Annotated in this window: 18 protein-coding genes and 1 tRNA gene; 12 read left to right on the forward strand and 7 right to left on the reverse strand. The window is 61.3% G+C overall.

Annotation, left to right across the window (positions count from 1 at the left end; genetic code table 11):
* Together pth and GOEFS_RS19615 are read right to left on the reverse strand one after the other, a co-directional pair.
* Nucleotides 1–491, reverse strand: a 491-nt coding sequence (gene pth, locus GOEFS_RS19610; protein ID WP_007319696.1) for an aminoacyl-tRNA hydrolase, incomplete at its 3' end; no start/stop codon positions are given.
* A 14-nt stretch (nucleotides 492–505) separates the two neighbouring features.
* Nucleotides 506–1117 (reverse strand): 50S ribosomal protein L25/general stress protein Ctc, encoded by a 612-nt coding sequence (locus GOEFS_RS19615; RefSeq protein ID WP_007319697.1) that lies wholly within the window; start codon nucleotides 1115–1117, stop codon nucleotides 506–508.
* 214 nt (nucleotides 1118–1331) lie between these two features.
* Between GOEFS_RS19615 and GOEFS_RS19620 the strand changes: the two genes are divergently transcribed.
* Nucleotides 1332–1760 carry a limonene-1,2-epoxide hydrolase family protein gene (locus tag GOEFS_RS19620; RefSeq protein WP_040525686.1) on the forward strand — a complete coding sequence of 143 codons (429 nt, stop codon included), beginning with the start codon at nucleotides 1332–1334 and terminating at the stop codon, nucleotides 1758–1760.
* A gap of 13 nt (nucleotides 1761–1773) precedes the next feature.
* Here GOEFS_RS19620 and arsC read toward each other — a convergent pair whose 3' ends face one another.
* Nucleotides 1774–2115 (reverse strand): arsenate reductase (glutaredoxin), encoded by a 342-nt coding sequence (gene arsC, locus GOEFS_RS19625; protein ID WP_007319699.1) that lies wholly within the window; start codon nucleotides 2113–2115, stop codon nucleotides 1774–1776.
* A gap of 40 nt (nucleotides 2116–2155) precedes the next feature.
* On the opposite strand from arsC, the gene GOEFS_RS19630 reads away from it, so the two are divergent.
* On the forward strand, nucleotides 2156–2725 hold the full coding sequence (locus GOEFS_RS19630) for a hypothetical protein (protein ID WP_040525688.1): 570 nt from the start codon (nucleotides 2156–2158) through the stop codon (nucleotides 2723–2725).
* A gap of 49 nt (nucleotides 2726–2774) precedes the next feature.
* On the opposite strand, the gene GOEFS_RS19635 is transcribed toward GOEFS_RS19630, so the two are convergent.
* Entirely contained in the window at nucleotides 2775–3752 is a 978-nt protein-coding gene (locus GOEFS_RS19635) for a ribose-phosphate diphosphokinase (RefSeq protein ID WP_007319701.1), read from the reverse strand.
* Between the two features lie 43 nt (nucleotides 3753–3795).
* A complete protein-coding gene (gene glmU, locus GOEFS_RS19640; RefSeq protein WP_007319702.1) occupies nucleotides 3796–5280 on the reverse strand; it encodes a bifunctional UDP-N-acetylglucosamine diphosphorylase/glucosamine-1-phosphate N-acetyltransferase GlmU in 1485 nt (494 codons plus the stop codon).
* Between the two features lie 210 nt (nucleotides 5281–5490).
* Here glmU and GOEFS_RS19645 point away from each other — a divergent pair, with 210 nt between their 5' ends.
* Nucleotides 5491–6246 (forward strand): SDR family oxidoreductase, encoded by a 756-nt coding sequence (locus GOEFS_RS19645; RefSeq protein ID WP_007319703.1) that lies wholly within the window; start codon nucleotides 5491–5493, stop codon nucleotides 6244–6246.
* A 66-nt stretch (nucleotides 6247–6312) separates the two neighbouring features.
* On the opposite strand, the gene GOEFS_RS19650 is transcribed toward GOEFS_RS19645, so the two are convergent.
* Nucleotides 6313–7857, reverse strand: a complete 1545-nt coding sequence (locus GOEFS_RS19650) for an HNH endonuclease signature motif containing protein (protein WP_007319704.1) — start codon at nucleotides 7855–7857, stop codon at nucleotides 6313–6315.
* A gap of 150 nt (nucleotides 7858–8007) precedes the next feature.
* Here GOEFS_RS19650 and GOEFS_RS19655 point away from each other — a divergent pair.
* Nucleotides 8008–8079, forward strand: a tRNA-Gln gene (locus GOEFS_RS19655).
* A 403-nt stretch (nucleotides 8080–8482) separates the two neighbouring features.
* Nucleotides 8483–10084, forward strand: a complete 1602-nt coding sequence (gene murJ / locus GOEFS_RS19660) for a murein biosynthesis integral membrane protein MurJ (protein WP_040525690.1) — start codon at nucleotides 8483–8485, stop codon at nucleotides 10082–10084.
* Between the two features lie 39 nt (nucleotides 10085–10123).
* On the opposite strand, the gene GOEFS_RS19665 is transcribed toward murJ, so the two are convergent.
* Complete coding sequence (locus GOEFS_RS19665) at nucleotides 10124–10762, reverse strand: TetR/AcrR family transcriptional regulator (protein WP_007319706.1); 639 nt, start codon at nucleotides 10760–10762, stop codon at nucleotides 10124–10126.
* Between the two features lie 338 nt (nucleotides 10763–11100).
* On the opposite strand from GOEFS_RS19665, the gene GOEFS_RS19670 reads away from it, so the two are divergent.
* From GOEFS_RS19670 to GOEFS_RS19700, 7 genes are read left to right on the forward strand one after another with little or no spacing between them, the layout of a single operon-like run.
* Nucleotides 11101–11958: an MlaE family ABC transporter permease gene (locus GOEFS_RS19670; RefSeq protein ID WP_007319707.1), complete on the forward strand. Its 858-nt coding sequence runs from the start codon at nucleotides 11101–11103 to the stop codon at nucleotides 11956–11958.
* A 4-nt stretch (nucleotides 11959–11962) separates the two neighbouring features.
* Nucleotides 11963–13000 carry an MlaD family protein gene (locus tag GOEFS_RS19675; RefSeq protein WP_007319708.1) on the forward strand — a complete coding sequence of 346 codons (1038 nt, stop codon included), beginning with the start codon at nucleotides 11963–11965 and terminating at the stop codon, nucleotides 12998–13000.
* The gene (locus GOEFS_RS19680) at nucleotides 13000–14022 is read left to right on the forward strand and encodes an MlaD family protein (RefSeq protein WP_007319709.1); all 1023 of its coding nucleotides are present in this window, start codon (nucleotides 13000–13002) and stop codon (nucleotides 14020–14022) included. Before GOEFS_RS19675 ends, GOEFS_RS19680 begins: the two co-directional genes overlap by 1 nt.
* A complete protein-coding gene (locus GOEFS_RS19685; RefSeq protein ID WP_007319710.1) occupies nucleotides 14010–15062 on the forward strand; it encodes an MCE family protein in 1053 nt (350 codons plus the stop codon). Before GOEFS_RS19680 ends, GOEFS_RS19685 begins: the two co-directional genes overlap by 13 nt.
* 1 nt (nucleotide 15063) lies before the next feature.
* Nucleotides 15064–16179 (forward strand): MlaD family protein, encoded by a 1116-nt coding sequence (locus tag GOEFS_RS19690; protein ID WP_007319711.1) that lies wholly within the window; start codon nucleotides 15064–15066, stop codon nucleotides 16177–16179.
* On the forward strand, nucleotides 16176–17231 hold the full coding sequence (locus GOEFS_RS19695; RefSeq protein ID WP_007319712.1) for an MlaD family protein: 1056 nt from the start codon (nucleotides 16176–16178) through the stop codon (nucleotides 17229–17231). The genes GOEFS_RS19690 and GOEFS_RS19695 overlap by 4 nt, the downstream gene beginning before the upstream one ends.
* Nucleotides 17231–18199 carry an MlaD family protein gene (locus GOEFS_RS19700; protein ID WP_007319713.1) on the forward strand — a complete coding sequence of 323 codons (969 nt, stop codon included), beginning with the start codon at nucleotides 17231–17233 and terminating at the stop codon, nucleotides 18197–18199. Before GOEFS_RS19695 ends, GOEFS_RS19700 begins: the two co-directional genes overlap by 1 nt.
* Nucleotides 18200–18269 lie beyond the last annotated feature (70 nt).

An 18269-nucleotide genomic window follows, 5' to 3' on the forward strand; every position in this document is an offset into this window, starting at 1 on the left:
GCGATCAGCAGTTCGACCTCGGCTTTTGCCGCTGGCGGGAAGGGTTTCAACACAAAGTCGGCTGGATCTTGTCGGCCGGGAGGGCGGCCGATACCCAACCGGATCCGCTGATAGTCGCGGGTGCCCAGGACGGTTGATATCGAGCGAAGACCGTTATGGCCGCCTTCGCCGCCACCCTGTTTGAGCCGCACGAGGCCAAAGTCGATGTCGAGTTCGTCATGCACGACGATCACGTCAACGGGCGCGATGGAATAGAACTTGGCCAGCGGGCCGATCTGGTTGCCGGCCTCGTTCATATAGGTACGGTTGCGGGCGACTAGAACCGATTGCCCGGCGATGGTCACCGTGGCGACGTCGGCGCCAGATTTCTTGTGCACCTTGTATTTCTGGGCCGCCGAGCGGACCAGGGCGTCGGCGACCATCGCGCCGACGTTATGCCTGGTCCGCTCGTAGCGTGAACCTGGATTGCCAAGTCCGACAATCAGTTTCATAAGTTGCGAGTCGACTACTCTGCGGCGTCGCCCTCGGCCTCGGCTTCGTCAGCTTCGGCTTCTTCGGTGTCGCCTTCGTCAGCGGCCTGGGCCTCGTTGACAGCGACGATCAGGGTCTCCGGATCGGCGATCAGCGAGACGCCCTCGGGCAGGGTCAGTTCAGCGGCGTGGATCGAGGTGCCGGCCGCGGCGCCCTCAACCGACACGGTGACCTGCTCGGGGATCGACAGTGCGTCGGCCTCGATCTCGATGTAGCTGGCATCCTGGGTGACCAGCGTGCCGCTCAGAGGTTCGCCCTCGACGACGACCGGGATCTCGACGGTGATCTTCTCGCCGCGCTTAACGATCAGCAGGTCGGCGTGCTGGATGAAGTTGCGGATTGGGTGAACGTCGATCTGCTTGGTGAGCGCAAGCTGGCTGCGACCCTCGATCGAGAGCTCGATGACGACGTTGGTGCCGCTGTTACGCAGGATCGCCGCGAAGTCGTGGTTGGGGAGGTAGAGGTGCTCGGGTTCGGTGCCGTGGCCGTAGAGGACGGCGGGGACATTGCCGGCGCGACGTGCGCGGCGGGCAGCACCCTTACCGGTTTCGGTGCGGGTGGTGACGGCGAGCTGGGGGGTTGCCATGATGTGTTCTCCTCGTGTGACTGGTGGTCGGTCCACAGCGAGGGAGGCAGATCAGTAGGCGTTCACGCGCGACGTGCGTGTCGAATTCTGAGCCGCGCCGATAACGGTGACCTGGTGGTTCACCCTCGCCGAGACAACGCAGGCCAGAATAGTCGATGAGCCGGTGTGCGGGCAATTCGCGCTCTCCTGGTGACGAGGAGCTAGCGTGAAGTCTATGACTTCAATCGCACCCCTCGAACTTGTCACCAAACATTTTCTGGATCGGCTCGCCGGCCTCGACGTCAATGACGCCTTGGGCGCCGTTGACGACGGCATCGTTTACACCAATGTCGGGTTCCCGACCGTTCGGGGAAAGAAGCGGTTCAGCGCGGTTATGCGCAACCTGAACACGAGTTGGCTGCATTTCGACTATCGGATGCTCAACTCGGCAGCCGACGATGATGTCGTTCTGACCGAGCGGATCGACGAACTCACGATCGGCCGATTGCGCCTGCAATTCTGGGTCTGCGGTCGGTTCGAGGTTCGGGAGGGACGAATTGTGGTGTGGCGGGACTACTTCGACATTTTCGATTGCACTAAGGCGCTGGTGCGCGGCGTCGTCGCGCTCGCGGTGCCAAAGGTGTTGCCGCCGCTACATCCCTGACAGTTCCAGCGAGCTATAGGACTTCGTCGACGGTGTCGATGGGACGAGCCAGCCGGGCACCCTTCGTGGTTACCACGAACGGGCGTTCTACGAGGACCGGGTTGGCCACCATTGCGTCGATGATCTCGTCCTCCGACGCCTCGGAGAGATTCAATTCCTTGTAGAGCGGTTCGCGCTTGCGCGCTGCTTGCGCCGCGGTCAGTCCGGCGTCGGCGAATAGCCGCACGAGTTGGTCGCGGGTCCAACCCTCGTCGAGGTATTTGACGACCGTCGGCTCGATGCCGGCGTCGCGCAGGTGATCAAGAGTCTTACGCGACGTTGAGCAGCGGGGATTGTGATAAATGGTTGCGTCCACGATCGGAGAGTTTACGTGCCGGGCGCGGTAGGGTCGGGGGATGGCGAGGTGGGTGGCGTTTCTCGGGGCGGTAATCGTTGTCTTCGTCGGCGCGAGTGGCGTGGGCGCCGGAACCGCGTGCGCGTGCAGTTGTGTCGGGAGGTCGGCGGCAGAGGTGGTGAGCGGTGCCGGCGCGATCGTAGTGGGTACGCCAGTCGAGGAAACCGAGACTGACGACAACGAGACGTACTACACCATCAACGTCGCGTACAGCTATAAGCAAGCGGTCGGTAATCGAATCACAATCGCGACCGCACCGGAGAGTGCCTCATGTGGTCTGCCGATGAAGTTGGGGAGTGAGCGGATCATCGTCGTGGACAACGACGATGATCGAGGGACCGACGAGCACCCTTTTTGGGAGGCCAGTTTGTGCGACAACATCAGTCGGGAACCGATTCTCGCGTTGGCCGGCAAACGTTTCGAGCCGCTGCCGCAGACACAGGTACATGAGCTGCCAGGTATCCCCGAATCGAAAGGTAAAACCATCGCGTTGGCCAGCGTCGGGGCGCTGGCCCTGGTGACGCTGGCGATCATTGGCACAGTGCTCATTCGCTCTCGCCGGAGAACATAAAACAAAAGCGGCCCGCACCAAAGGTGCGGGCCGCTCGCGTAGCGATGAGTTAGGCGTTGCCGTCGAAAAGGCTTGTGACCGAACCGTTTTCGAATACCTCGCGGATGGTCTGCGCGAGCAGTGGGGCGATGGACAGGACCGTCAGGTTCGAGAAGCGCTTCTCGGTCGGAATCGGCAGGGTGTCGGTCGCGATGACTTCCTTCGCGCCGCTGTTGGCGAGCCGTTCGGCAGCCGGGTCGGAGAACACGCCGTGTGTGGTGGCGATGATGACCTCGCCAGCGCCGGCATCTTTGAGGACTTTCACCGCGCCGGCGATGGTGCCGCCGGTGTCGATCATGTCGTCGATGAGGACACAGGTGAGACCTTCGACTTCACCGACCACGCGGTTGGACTTGACCTGGTTGGGAACCAGCGGATCGCGGGTCTTGTGGATGAATGCCAGCGGAGCGCCGTTGAGGGCGTCGGCCCATTTCTCGGCGACGCGGACGCGGCCGGAGTCGGGGGAGACCACGCAGATGTTGTCGGTGCCGTAGTGCTCACGGACATAGTCGGCGAGCTGGCCCTGCGCGTGCATGTGGTCGACCGGTCCGTCGAAGAAGCCCTGGATCTGGTCGGTGTGCAAGTCGACGGTGATGATGCGGTCGGCACCCGCGGTCTTGAGGAGGTCGGCGACGAGGCGAGCCGAGATGGGCTCGCGGCCACGGTGCTTCTTGTCCTGGCGGGCATAGGGGTAGAACGGCAGGATCGCCGTGATGCGCTTGGCGGAACCGCGTTTGAGCGCATCGATCATGATGAGCTGTTCCATCAGCCACTTGTTGAGCGGCGCTGGATGGCTCTGCAGAACGAACGCGTCCGAGCCGCGAACCGACTCCTCGAACCGGACGAAGATCTCGCCGTTGGCGAAGTCACGCGCTGTCTGCGGGGTGACCTTGACGCCCAGTTGGTCGGCGACGGCGTCGGCCAACTCGGGATGTGCGCGGCCAGAGAACAGCATCAGGTTCTTCTGGTTGTCGGTGGTCCAGGTCATCTTTCCTCAATCTGGTGTCGAGCGGGCTGAGATTTTCGAGCGGTTAATTCTGTTCTTGCTGAGCGGCTTTGGCCGCTGCCGCGGCTGCCGTGTCGGGCCGCTTGCGCGTCACCCAATCTTCGATATTGCGTTGTGGTCCGCCCGAGACTGCCAGGGCGCCCGGTGGGACATCCTGCCGCACGACGGTCCCGGCGCCGGTGTAGGCACCGTCGCCGATGGTTACCGGCGCGACGAACATATTGTCCGAGCCGGTCCGGCAATGCGAGCCGATCACGGTTTGATGCTTGTGCACGCCGTCGTAGTTGACGAACACGCTCGACGCCCCGACGTTGCTGTGCTCGCCGATGATCGCGTCCCCGACGTAGGTCAGGTGCGGAATCTTGGTCGAAGCCCCGATCTGCGCGTTCTTCGTCTCGACGAACGTGCCGATCTTACCGCCTGCGCCCAGGTCGGTCCCCGGGCGGAGGTAGGCGAACGGACCGACGGTCGCGCCATCGCCGATGATCGCGGAACTGCCGTGGGTACGGATGACCGACGCGCCTTCACCAATCGTGACGTCGGTGAGTGTGGTGTCGGGGCCGACTGTCGCGTCCGTCGCGATGGCTGTGCGGCCATAGAGTTGGGTGCCGGGTTCGATGCGGACGTCCTCGGCAATCGTGACGTCGACGTCGATCCAGGTTGACGTCGGATCGACGATGGTGACTCCGGCGAGTTGGTGACGTCGGATGATGCGCCGGTTGAGTTCGGCGCCGAGGTCGGCGAGTTGAGCGCGATCGTTGCACCCGGCGACAACGGCCGGGTCGGCGACGCTGAAGGCCCGCACCGGACGGTTGGCTTTGCGCGCGATCTCCACGACGTCGGTGAGATAGAACTCGCCCTGCACGTTGTCGGTGGAGATCTGGGTGAGCGCATCGCGCAGCAGCGCGGCGTCGAAGGCGTAAATACCGGCGTTGACCTCGGTAATCGCACGTTGCAGTTCGGTGGCGTCCTTATGCTCGACGATCGCTTGCACGTCTGCGGTGTCGTCGTCGCGGACGATGCGGCCATAGCCGGTCGGGTCGTCGGCGGTGAAACTGGTGAGCGTGACGGCGGCGGTCGGAGCGGTGGTGTGGGCGGCGAGCAGTGCGGTCAGCGTTGGGCCGTCGAGTAGAGGGGCGTCGGCGACCGTGACGAGGACCGTGCCGTCGAAGTCGTCGGGGAGTGCGGTGAGGCCGACGCGTGCCGCGTCGCCCGTGCCGCGAGGAAGGTCCTGATCGGCGATGAGAATGTCGCGGCCGAGTTCGGTCGCGATGTCGCCGATGGCCGCGGTAACTCGTTCACGTTCGTGACTGACCACTGCGACCAGATGTGCGGGCGAGATGCCGTTCGCGCCGTGCAGAGAATGGCCGACGAGCGAGCGACCAGCGATTTCGTGCAGGATTTTGGGTGTCTTCGATTTCATTCGGGTACCCGCGCCGGCGGCAAGCACGATCACGGCGGTTGCCGATGGTGTGGAGCGGTCGTCGTGGTTGCCCTGCCCCGTCGTCATCAATGACCTCCGCGGAAAGTTGTGGTTGCGCTGGGTGGCGTGCGGCCTTGTGGGCACATGCGCCGGTGGCGATCCTACGCAGGTCGTCGGGCACAACCCAACTTGCGAGTAACCCGACCTGCCGATACCGAGTGATCTGAGCGAGTGCTAAGAACGACTGGGGACTTAATCACTCATCGTGACCGAACTCGAAACGAGGATTTGAACGAGATGACCGCACAGAAAGTTGCCATCGTCACCGGCGCCGCGCGAGGAATCGGCGCAGCCGTGGCCAAGCGTCTCTCCGCCGACGGTTTGGCTGTCGCCGTGTTGGACCTGAGCGCCGAATCATGCGCAGACACCGTCGCCGCGATTACCGGCGCGGGCGGCAAGGCGATCGCCGTCGGAGCCGACGTGTCTGACGAAGCGTCCGTCGCCGCAGCGGTGGAGAAGGTCGCCGCTGAACTCGGTGGGCCGACCGTCCTGATCAACAACGCGGGGATCATCCGCGACAACATGCTGTTCAAGATGAGCGTCGACGACTGGGACGCGGTCATGGGTGTGCATCTGCGCGGTGCGTTCTTGATGAGCAAGGCGTGTCAGAAGCATATGGTCGATGCCGGCTGGGGTCGTATCGTCAACCTCTCGTCGACGTCGGCGTTGGGTAACCGCGGCCAGGCCAATTACTCGGCAGCCAAGGCCGGCATGCAGGGATTCACCAAGACACTCGCGATCGAGCTGGGCAAGTTCGGTGTGACCGCGAATGCGATCGCTCCCGGCTTCATCGAGACCGAGATGACCGCCGCGACGGCGGCTCGGATGGGCGTGGAGTTCGAGGAGTTCAAGAAGTTCAGCGCCGCGCAGATTCCGGTGAATCGTGTTGGGGCGCCGGAAGATATCGCGCACACCGCGTCGTTCTTCGCGAGCGAGGGGGCCGGATTCGTGTCGGGTCAGGTGGTCTATGTGGCCGGTGGCCCGAAGGACTAGTCGAGGGTTTGATTCCAGAAAGGCCCGGCCACGCGTCATCGCATGGCCGGGCCTTTCTATTTTCTGTCACGGCACCAATTGCCTCCCGATGATGATGTCGGTAATTGGTTGCAAGCGTGAAATATCGGCGACGGTCAGGCGCGCTTCGACGACGGAATGATGTTTGGCCCGCGCCGTAGGTCTGTCAGGTTTATCGGGCTTGGGTGGCCGGGTGATGTTGAGGTACGCGTGATGCGCGGAGTTGACGCGATACGGCTGATCAGGCTTGCCGTTGGGGCGCCAGCCGACGCGTCCGTTCGCCGTGATTGTGGTGGTCCACCGTCCGGGCTGGTTTCCGACGCTGCGGTTGTGTTTCCCGCAGGCGGCGCCGAGGTGGTCGATATCGGTAGGGCCGCCGTCGGCCCAGTCGGGCATGTGGTGGGCCTCGGTACGAGCGAAGGGGACGTCGCAACCGGGAGCGGTGCAGCCACGGTCGCGGGCGAAGAGTGCCAGGCGTTGGGCTTTGTTGGCGAAGCGTTTGCCACGGGCAAGGTAGAGGATTTCGGCGGTGTGATCCTTGAATACGGCCAGGTGCGTCGAGGCATCGGCGGCGAGATTGAGCAGATCGCCGATCGGGAGGTGGGTGCCGGTGCTGGTGAACCCGAAGCCGGCGTGAGTCGCGAGCTCACTCAGGGTGGTGGTGATGACGATTTCCGCTGGCAGTCGGTCGGGCTGGCCTAGCCCCCTGTTGCCAATGACAAAGTCGCACAGGGCGACGAGTGCGTCGTGGTTGCGCTGGGACTGCGAGCGGAGGTCGCGATCGCGTGCGTCATCGAGTTGGGCGGCGTCGACGGTGTCGCCCGATCCCGACGGCGAGTTCGGATCGTCAGGGTTATTCATGCCGGGCGCGGCCCAGCGAGTCAAGATCGCGTCGAGTTTGGCACGCAGTTCGGGCGTCAGAGTGCCGCGCAGCGACGACATCAACTGTGTGTCCTGTTGCGCGAGAGTGAGCCCGCGTCGGCGTCGACGGTCGGCATCGTCGGTGGCCTGACCATCGGGGTCGAGGTGTGCGACGATGCGGTCACCGGCGCGGGCTGTGTCATGCGGGGTCAGCTCGCGTGCCACTTCGGCCAGGGTTTCCTCGGCGCGAGCCACGACGTCGGGTGTGATGGCGCTGGGAATTTTGGTCATCACCGTGGCGATTACCGCGACGTGGTCGGCGGTGAGTGCGCCGTCGGTGACCGCGGCTGCGGTAGAGGGCAGCTTTGGCGCGAGTTGTTCACCCTGCGCGCTGGTCAATGAGGCCAACGATCGGAGCTGCGTCATCCGCCGTCGTGTTTCGGCGGTGCCTAGCCGCAATCCTTGACACAAGAATGGGTACAGGTTGTAGAAGCCGTCGGCACGAAAGGCGTCGCGGTCGGATACTTCCAACGCGGTTCGTGCCGATACGACGATGCTCTTGTTGCGGGCTCGCTCAACGATTTTGACTACTTCGACGCTTGCTTCGTCGGTCATTTCTGTCAGACATACGGTGGACAATTGATCCGTGACCGCTTCGAGGAGTCGGGCCAGGCCTATCGGTGATTCGGGGAGATTCGATGCCCCTACCGCCCGTTCCGACGTCGACTCCATCACCCCTCCTTCGATCGAAGATATATTCGATTATACACGATAATGACTGATCTGCAAGCAAATTCGAACGCTGATTCCGCTCTGCGACGGTGGGTCGGAAGTTGGTATGCGTTCGATGGTCAGCGTGTGGCACAATCATCTGCGCAGTAATCCGCCATGGTGTAATCGGCAACACTCCTGATTTTGGTTCAGGCATTCTAGGTTCGAGTCCTGGTGGCGGAGCAGTGGTGGGGCTTGCGGGGCTACGTGATCCCAACTCATCAATGCCGATGCCCTGCCGGAAACGCCCGACGACAAAGCAACACAACCGTTCCCGCCGCCATCGTGAGACCAAACGCGGCCCACGCCAACGCTGACGCACCGACTTCGTGGCGAGGATGGCGCCGCCGGCGATACTGCCGCCCGCAACGGCCGCGTTGAAGACTGTGACGAACACCGATTGTGCGGCGTCGGTGTGCTCACCGGCCCGGTCGGCCAACGATGTCTGCAATAGGGCGGGCGCACCGCCGAAACTGAATCCCCACACGGCGACCGCGACTGCGATTAACGCGGTCCCTGCGCCTCCTCGCTCCGAACCTCCCCGCGAGCTAAGCGTTCCATCAGCCTCGGGTGTCACACTCGTCGAGTGACTGCTACGAACGCTCTAGCCGCATCCGGTGGGCGCGTGGCGGTCGCCACTCTGGTGTCGCGGGTGACGGGCTTTGTGCGTACAGCGCTGCTCGCGGCGGTTCTCGGCGTCACCGCCGTAGCCGACGCCTACAACGGCGCCAACGTCTTTCCGAATATGGTCTACTCGCTACTCCTTGGCGGCGTGCTTTCCAGCGTCGTAGTCCCGGTTCTAGCCAGGTCCAGACTGCGTAGGCGGGCGGTCGACGACGAGTTCGTGCAGCGATTCCTCACCGCGTCCGTAGTCGTATCCGCCGTTGTGACCGCGGCTGTCGTTGGCGCCGCTCCCTGGCTGGCCAGATTCTTCGTTGAGTCTGGCGCACAACAGGATTTGACGCGGCTGTGGGCGTATTGCTTTCTGCCGCAGGTGTTCTTCTACGCGGTAGCGGCGTTGGTCACCGCCGTTCTCAACGTTCGGGGACGTTTTGGCGCACCGTCCTGGGCGCCAGTGGTCAACAATATGATTGTCATCGTCACTCTTGGCATGTTTGTCACTCTTCCCGGGCCAGCCGCAATCTCGCCAACGAATATCTCGCTGGCGCAGGTCATTGTGCTCGGAGCGGGAACCACCCTGGGTATCATCGGGCAGGCCGCGTGGTGCGTAATTATCCTGCGGCGCACCGGGTTTCGATGGCGTTGGCGCGTTCGTCTACTGCCGTACACCATGCGTCCGATTCGTGTCGGCGTGGGTTTGATGGGCTGGCTAATGGTGTACGTGGTCGCCTCCCAAGTGGGTGTCGCTATGGTCACTCACGCCGCCTTCGACCACGGGAGCGTTTCTACTTACACCTACGCCGACCTCTTGATCCAGCTTCCCTACGGCGTTGTCGCAGTGTCCATCCTGACCGTCCTCACGCCGCGAATGGCGTATGCGATCTCGGCGGCTGATCTGGGCCGCGTTCGCGCCGAACTTCGCCTCGGAGGGCGTTATCTGGTAGCTCTCTTGATTCCGGCGGCTGGCGCTTTCGCGGTGTTCGCGCCTGTCGCGTCAGTGTTGATTTTCGGTGGCCGAGTAGATGTGCACGACGCCGACCTAATTGGACAAGCGGTGGCTGCGAGCGTATTTGGGCTACCCGCGCTCGCGCTGGTAATGCTTCAGATGCGCGCGTGCTATTGCGCGGACGACACGCGAAGCCCCGCGCTGATCAACATTCTGATGGTGGCGATCAAGGTCGCGGTGATCTACATCGGCACCACGGTAACTCCGGCGATACCGACGGTAGTTGTTCTGTGCGTTAGTGGTTCGGTGTCGTACGTGGTGGGAGCGGCCGTCGGTCACGTCGTTTTACGGCGACGGTACGGCCTACTGGGATATCGAAGTGTCGTCGGAACCGCTTGGCGCGCAATGCTAGTCACTGCGATAGCCGCGAGCGTAGCGGTTGGAGCTATGGCAGCGGTCAGTCAATCATCCATCGGTACAACAGGATTCGCCGGTCGAACTGCTCTATTCGTCGTAGGCTCTGCGGTGGGCGTATTGGTGTTCGGCTGCTCGCTACGAATTATTCGCGTTCCAGAGATCTCGCGAGCACTTTGTCTGTGTCGGTCTGTCCTCAGGCGATAGCGCACGGTTCTCGACGTCGCCAGAGTCGACAGCCCGACGTCACACGGCTTGGCGTGTGACGTCGACGACGCGATGCATCCACATCTTCATGGTGTCGATCAAGATGTTCGCCGAGTCATCCTCGCCGACGGTGCCCATCACTCGCATCACCGCGAGGCCGGTGCCGGTCGCGGTGATGGCGCGCGCCGCTCGGTCGAGGGTTGCGATATTCGCTCGCGCCGCTTCGGGCGGCAAGTGGTCTTCTACTAACACGCGAACCGAGGCCAGCGTGTTGTTAACCAGTTCGACAGTTTTCATGCGTTGGTCGGGGTCGCGGAGGACAGTCAGCCCGTACTCGGCCGCCAGCAGTAGCAACGGAGTGTCCCGTGACAGCTGGCGCCACCAGAGGGATACGGCCTCGAATCGCGCATCAACGTCGTCGTCGGCAGCGGCGAGCGCGACCAGGGCATGGGTAATCTCGTCGGAGGTGCGGCGGCGGAGGACTTCGAGGCAAAGCTCTTCTTTACTCGAGTAGTTGCTATAGACAGCGCCGATCGTGCGTCCGGCCTCGTTCGCGATCGCGGCGATCGAGGTGGCGTGGTAGCCGTTGAGGAGCAACAGAGACTCCGCCGCGTCGACCAGAGTCTCGCGCGTGATGGCCTGACTCTCGGCGCGAGTCAACACTTTTCGACGTGCCATCGAACCCTCCTCCGAGCCTTAGTCTGGCGATGCCTCAACAGGCGCATGACGTTAGTACGTGGATGCTACCGTGTGTCGGTTTGGTCCTCGCGGTGAGTGTGACGTGGTGAATACCGCTCCGATCGGGTCTCTGCGTCGGCCAGTGTGACCTTGCTTGGTCCTCAGTTGACGTTTCATGCGCGGGGGCATCGTAGGACGGCCTAACATCTATCCAGGTGTAACTTGCATCACTCTATCGCAACTCATATGATGCTGCTACGCGGATAGTGGCGCTCTGTGAATTGGAAGCTCGATGACTCGAGTGCGGATCTCGGGGCTCGAGGAGGTGTGAAAGGCAAGTGGGTGTTCCTGCTGGATACGCCCCGCGCGGCTTTGCGTGGGTAGTCCGCGGATGGCGCGGTACGGAGCGATCATTTGCCTACCTCGGGCACTTTCTCTCATTTGTCTATCTCAGTTTCCGTTACGCCCCGCAGGCCATCTGGCGATTTCGGGGCCAGACGATACGCACGGTCACCGATCTGACATGGGGACGTGGTGCGGTCATCGTCGGCGGCGGAACGGCACTGGTAATGGCGGTCCTCGGCTTGGCGGCGGGCGCCACCGTCGCGATCGTCGCGCACGGGACCCTGAACATGCTCGGGCTGGGATCAGTGGCCGGCTCTGTCTCATCATTCGCCATCACCCGTGAATTCGCGCCGCTTCTGGCGGCACTTGGATTCGCGGTGCAGGCCGGCTGCCGGATGACGGCGGAGATCGGCTCGATGCGTATCAGCGAGGAGATCGACGCGCTCGAAGTCGTTGGCGTGCACTCGATTTCGTTCGTGGTCTCCACTCGTGTCGTCGCCGGCATTTTGACGACTATCCCGACCTTCCTGATCGCGATTATCGCCAGCTACCTCAGTAGTTCAATAGTGGTTCGGGTTCGGGGTGAATCGGCTGGCGCATACCAACACTATTTCCAGCAGTTCGTCAACTTCCCCGACCTTGTTTTCGCGACGCTGAAAGTGGTCATCTTCGTTGTGGCGGTGATCATCATTCATTGCTACAAGGGCTTTTTCGCCCACGGTGGCCCCGAGGGAGTCGGCGTCGCATCCGGCCGTGCGATTCGCGCCAGTCTCGTGGCGGTGGTTGGCCTGGACCTGATCCTCACTGTTGCGTTCTGGGGCATCAATTCACCGTTTGTCTTCCGGGGGTGATCGAATGACCGACTTTCGAACCCCGGGTATGTCCGCGTCCCCTCGCACCTTTGCGATTCGAGCGGTAGTCGCCGTGGTCGCGGCTGTTGTCGTCATCGTCTCGGCGATATTCATCTCAGCGGCGCTTCCCGACGACGCTATGCGTATTTCGATGCATACCGATGTCCTCGCCGGTGGTATCGATACCGGGACCAGCGTGGTTCTCCATGGCGACGAGATCGGATCGGTGTCGTCGGTACGTGCGGATGGCAATAGTTTTGTCGTCGGACTGACACTCTTACCCAGCTATCGTGACCGACCGGACGTCCTTACGACCGCGCTACAAGTCGCGTATGCGCCCAAAAATCTGTTTGGAATCAGCGCCGTAATACTCACCGCGCAACCCGGCGGTGATCCGTTATCAAACAATTCTGATTTTTACCCCGACACACCGGTCGACTCCACCCTGACGACACTGTTGCGCAGCCTGAGCGACCTGAATACGAAGGCGTTGACTCCCTATGTCGGCGACATTCTCGCGACCGCCAATAAGGCGACGTTGGGTTTACTACCCGTCATGGGTACGGTCAGTCGACTGGCGACCGATATCGCCGACACCCAGAAATTATCGACAGCTGCCACATTGCCGCGGCTAGCGAACGTGCTGCGCGAATTGAACACCACCGTCACCGGACTAATTCCCGGCCTCAAGAAGTTGATGGATTGGCGAGGTCCACAGCGCCCCGGCTATGTCGACAACGCGAATAACGCATTCGGTCTGGCGGGTGCGGTGACCCTGCCACAGATCGACGATCTTCTGGGCGAGAATTTCGGTCAGGTCATGCCGTTGGTGCCTGCCCTCCGACAGATTGTCACGAGAATTCAGCAGACCTTTCCCGACTCACATCGCAACGGGTTGGAGATTGCGATGCTCATCGAACGGATACGCGGGGCATTGCCGGCCGGGCCCGGGGGCACGCCGGTGCTGAACGTCGACGTCGTGCTCAAAGGAATCCCGGGGATCAGCGCGGCGCTCCAGTCACTTACGGCCGGGGGACGCTGATGAATACACTGTTGCGCTCGAGTATCTATCTGTTGATATTCGCGCTCGTCGCCGTGGGCGGGGGAGCCTTCATCGCCAATGCGATTAACCGGCCAACCGACGGTGATTCGGTCACCTATCGTGCCGAATTCAGCAATGTGTCCGGGTTGCGGGTGGGCAATGATGTTCGGTCGCTCGGCGTTCGCGTCGGGAAGGTGACGGCAGTTGACCCAATTCGCCGTGATGGCACAAGCCTGGCGGCGGTTACTTTCTCCGTCACCACTGATCAGCACCTATATGGCGACTCTAAAATCGCGATCCGCTACCTGAACCTCACTGGTATTCGTTATCTCGACCTGCAACAGAAGGCGTCCACCGGACGACCGCTCGCGGCTGGCTCGACGTTCGGCGTCGCATCGACGATTCCGTCCTTCGACATCACCGAGATATTCCACGGCCTCGCACCGATCTTCGCTGTCATGAGTCCAGACGACATCAATCACTTTTCGCAGAGCATGCTCGCGCTAGTCGAAGGTGACGGGTCTGGTTTCGGGCGGGTGCTCAATTCGTTGAACAAGGTACTCAGTGTCGTCGATGATCGATCCGCCGTCGTCAATGTTTTGGTCAACAATCTGCAGAGGTTGTCGACATCTCTGACCGGCCGCTCGGGCGTGGTGACACCCATCGTCGGCTATCTGTCCGATTTGGCGACGGTACTGGCCGAACGCTTACCCGAACTACGACATATCGCCGATTTTTCCGGTGCGACGCTTATTAGTGTCGACCGATTCCTCGGTTCACTCGGATTCCGCGACAATCGCACGCCGGATCTCGACGCGATAATCGGGCAGATCATGCCGTTCGCGAGGACGGCTGTCGGAATCCTCGCGCTGACACCGGGGATACTCTCCGCGCTCAACGGAATTCTTCCCACGGCGGGTACTCAACCGAGTTCGTTTACCTGTTCCCGAGGTCGTGCGACCATCCCGCCGAAGGTCGCGATCTTCGTTCGTGAAACGCAGGTGACATTGTGCAAGCGTTAGCTCGACGAATGCTCGCGATGCCGCGGACAGTCTTGACCAGACTGGTCGATCCGCCAGCTCAGACCGCTGCCCAGCGCAAGCGAGTCGACGCGAGGTGGGGCATCTCAGCGGTGATAGTGCTCGCCGTTCTCGGCTTACTCACCGCGGGTCTCTATTTCCTGACACCGGGAAAGGGTGAGGTCAAGGCCAACTTCGCCGAAGCGGGCCAGATTCGGACCGGCGATAACGTACGCGTTGCCGGAATCCCCGTCGGCGCGGTTTCGGGTGTGAAACTGGCCGGCGATCATGTCGAAGTCACCATGTCCGTTGATCGCGGGACGTTCATCGGCAGTGAATCGTCGGCGGATGTCAAGATGCTGACGGTCGTGGGTGGCAACTATATCGACATAACCTCCGTTGGCGACCAAGAGCTCGGGGACAGGTCGATCCCGGTAACGCGGACATCGGTGCCCTACTCCCTAACCGAGGTTTTCCAGTTGGCGCAGCCGAAAATCAGCAAAATCGACGCGTCACCGCTGCGCGAGACGCTGGTTCAACTCAATGACGGGTTCGCGTCTAATCCGGGTGCGCTGCGTAAGAATCTGACCCAGGTGTCGTCGATGCTGACGAACCTGAACAAGAAGCAGGACGAGTTTGGCGCCATGCTGAACTTGGCGGCGGACTATTCCAAGACTGTCAATGCCAACGGCGATGTTCTAACCGCCACAGCACGCAATCTCAGCCTCTTCATCAGCGAATATGACAACTTCGGTCGTCGCTTGAATGCAGCCGTCTTTGGCCTGGACGGGATTCTGGCAAAAGTGCAGGGTCTGTTTCTCTCGTACCGAGATGGCATCGATCCACTCGTTCGTCAGATCGATTCGATCGGGCGGGAGTTCGGGCCGTTGCTCACGCGATTCACGCCGATGATCAATCAGGGACGAGATCTGATTAAGAAGCTCGAAGGCATGGTGGCTCCGGACGGCTCGATCAAGATCGATCAGGGAAATCTAGTGTTGGCTTCGGACTTCTGTGTACCGATGGCCGGGGCGGGGTGCTGACGTGTTACGTCGAATCGCAGGTTCGCCATGGCTGGTTTCGGTTGGCTCGGTCATGGTGGTCCTAGTGCTCGGTGCCGCATATTTTTTCATTCCCAAAGCGGTCACGTCGCGAACCACCTATTGCGCCCAAATGAATGATGCCGTCGGAATCTTCGAGGGAAATACCGTGACCCGTCGCGGGGTCGGCATCGGCACGGTGACCGACGTCGAGACCGGCAATGGATCCGCGCGGATAACCTTCAGCGTCGACAGCGATCAAGTTCTCCCCGCCAACGTTCGGGCGGCGTCGGTGTCACCGTCCATCATCGCTGTCCGGCAACTCGCATTACTCGGCGACTATACGAATGGCGCTCGGCTGATGCCCGGACAATGCATCGGTATCGACTCGACGAGTACGCCCGTATCGATCAGCAAATCTCTGGAGAGTCTCGCGGTGGTGGGGAAACAGCTCACCGTCGATGCCGGACCAGAGCAATTCGCCGCGGTGATGTCGAGCGTCCGCAACATCAGCGGTGGTCTGGCGGGGACTGGACCGGTCCTCAATGCGGTCATCAAGAAACTTGCGATCGCGCCTCATACGCCGATCGCCGGTGGTCTGGCCGATATGGCCACCGTGATCGACAACGTCAGCGCGATGACCACCGGCTTGGCGACAAATTGGGGAATGCTCAAAGACCTATTTACGACGATTTCGCCGCTGATCGGCAGTACGATAGTGCCATTGATCGACGGTGCGACCGGTATCGCGGACTCAGTCCCGGACATCTTGCTGGTACTGCGGAAATTGGTAGACAAGTACTCACATTTCGCGTGGCCGGTGCTCGACGCGGTGGTGCCGATAGCGCGCGTGGTGGGCGCGGGAATGCGTAACTTTGGCGACCTACTCGGCATAGTTCCGGTGTTGATCCGCGCATTCGACATATCCTTCGATCAGAGATCGCTCGGCCTGCGTATTCGATACACGCCGCCCAAGACGCGTATCCCCGCGAAGAATCCGGCGTTGACCTGCCAGAATATCAATCGAATCTTCCCCGGACAGTGCCATATTTCCGGCCCGGACGGTATGGAAGTCGACGCCGTTCGGATGGCCTTGCTGCTGACCGGAGCGGCCCGATGAATCGACGTATTGTGTTGCATACCTGGATGATTCGCCGGTTGATCACTGTCGGACTCGCCACGCTGACACTGTTGGTCGCATCAGGTTGTTCAAGCGCGTTCAGCCCAGAACGGCTGCCGACGCCGCAGTCGGTCCATGACGGGTGGCCGCTGACTATCGAGTTCACCACCGTGGTGAATCTGCCGGTGTCGTCGAAGGTGACTATTAATGGAATTCGTGCCGGCGTCGTCGATTCGATTCGATCAGAGGGTTCTGTCGCGGTTGTCCGACTATCGGTCAACGACGGTTATGTTGTCGGAAAAGACGCGCAGGTCGAGTTACGCCAAGACACTTTGCTGGGCGATACCTACGTATCGATTTCAAATCCGGCCAACGCGTGGTCGAACCGGCTGGCGCCTGGACAGAAGCTGACCAAGGATCACGTCAAACCGCCGGTTCAGGTCGAGGATCTCATGGTCAGCCTGGCGAATTTCCTGGGCAGCGGAAGCTTGCCGCAGTTGGGCAACACGTTCAGAAAGGTCAATGCGCAATTCCCGGACAGGCCCGCTGAGGTCACGCGAGTAATGGGGCCATTGGTGGAAACGCTGAACGCGTATGCGAACAACACGACCGCCCTCACTTCGATGCTGAACTCCGTCGCGGGGCTAACTACTCAGTTGAACGAGCAGCGTCCCATGCTGGAGACCTTTATGAGTCCGGCCGGCGTGATGCAGGTCCGTGGAGCGATGCTCGGAATCAAGGTCATCGAATTATTCTCGATGCTTGATCGGGGCCTGACACCGCTGGTCCCCGCCGTGCCACTGATCGACGGCCTGTCCGGCGTTGTAAACACGGTAATCAAACCGCTGCTGATACCGGGCTGGCCCAATTATCATGGCCAGCCAGCTAATGCGACGGCGTTGTTCAACTTGTTGAACGACAAATTGATCCCATTCTTCAAGAACACGCCGCGCCTGAATATTCGCCAGTTGGCAATCGATAACGGTGTCAGCAACGCCGAACTCGCGGGCCAGATGGTCAAGGCATTCCGCACCATCGGGATGGTGCCCTGATGATGTCGGTGAAGAAGGAACTGTCGATCAACGTCGTGACCTTCGCGGTCGTGATCCTGGTGTGCGGCATCTACCTGGCGAGCCAGGTTTACCGGTGGAATCCGGTCCAGGAGTATTCGACCGTATCGATGGAAGTCCGCAACACCGACCTTGTGCTGCGCGGAACGGGTGTTTTCGTCGACGGCGTCCGTACCGGGGAGGTCAGTGATGTACGCGTCACCCCCACCGGAGCGACACTTACGTTGCGATATCCGCGTGACCAGCGGATAGCGCGGGATACCAATGTCGAAATAAGTATGCAGTCCGCACTAGGCGAGCCATATATCAATTTCGAGTCGGCAGCGTCGGCTGGGCCGTATTTGCGCGATGGCGATCGGATCGCAGCCGAGCGGATTGAGCAGCCGGAGTCGATACCTGCGATCTTCGATCTCATCACCAATCTGACCTCGGTGATCGCCGCGGATCCGATGGCCTCGCTACTGCATACGGCCTGGGAGGCGCTGGAAGGTACCGACCAGGCGTGGGATGACATTAGCCACGGAAGTCAGTTGATCGCCCGAATGCTGCTTTCGCACTCGCCGCAGTTGCGCACGATGTTCGTCAATACCCAACGCTATTCCGGTGATTTGGGGTGGCTGGTTAGCGCGCTTCCAGAATTCGGCAGCGGTCTGGGCGTAGCCCTGGACCACTACACCATCGCTTTGCGGAAGGTCGAGCGCCTGATTGTCGTCACCGATCTGCACACGACGCTGCAGCAGACGCTCAATCCCTTCCTCATCCGGCTGAACGGTTATCTGGCGAAGATCCTGCCGCCGACGATGGATGCGATCGGGCCGTTGATGCCGATCGCCACCGCGCTGAATCAAACACTGCCGCAGATCAATGTGAGTGAACTGTTGTCGAACGCACTGCAGCTGTTCGGCTCTGGCAAGGCAGCACGCTTGGTAGTGACGGTGCCGCCGCGGTGACGACTACGAGCGATAACGACTACAAGCGACGATTACGCAAGGCGACGACGATTACACAAGGAGACGATTC

Source organism: Gordonia effusa NBRC 100432 (genome assembly GCF_000241305.1).
Classification (GTDB): Bacteria; Actinomycetota; Actinomycetes; order Mycobacteriales; family Mycobacteriaceae; genus Gordonia; species Gordonia effusa.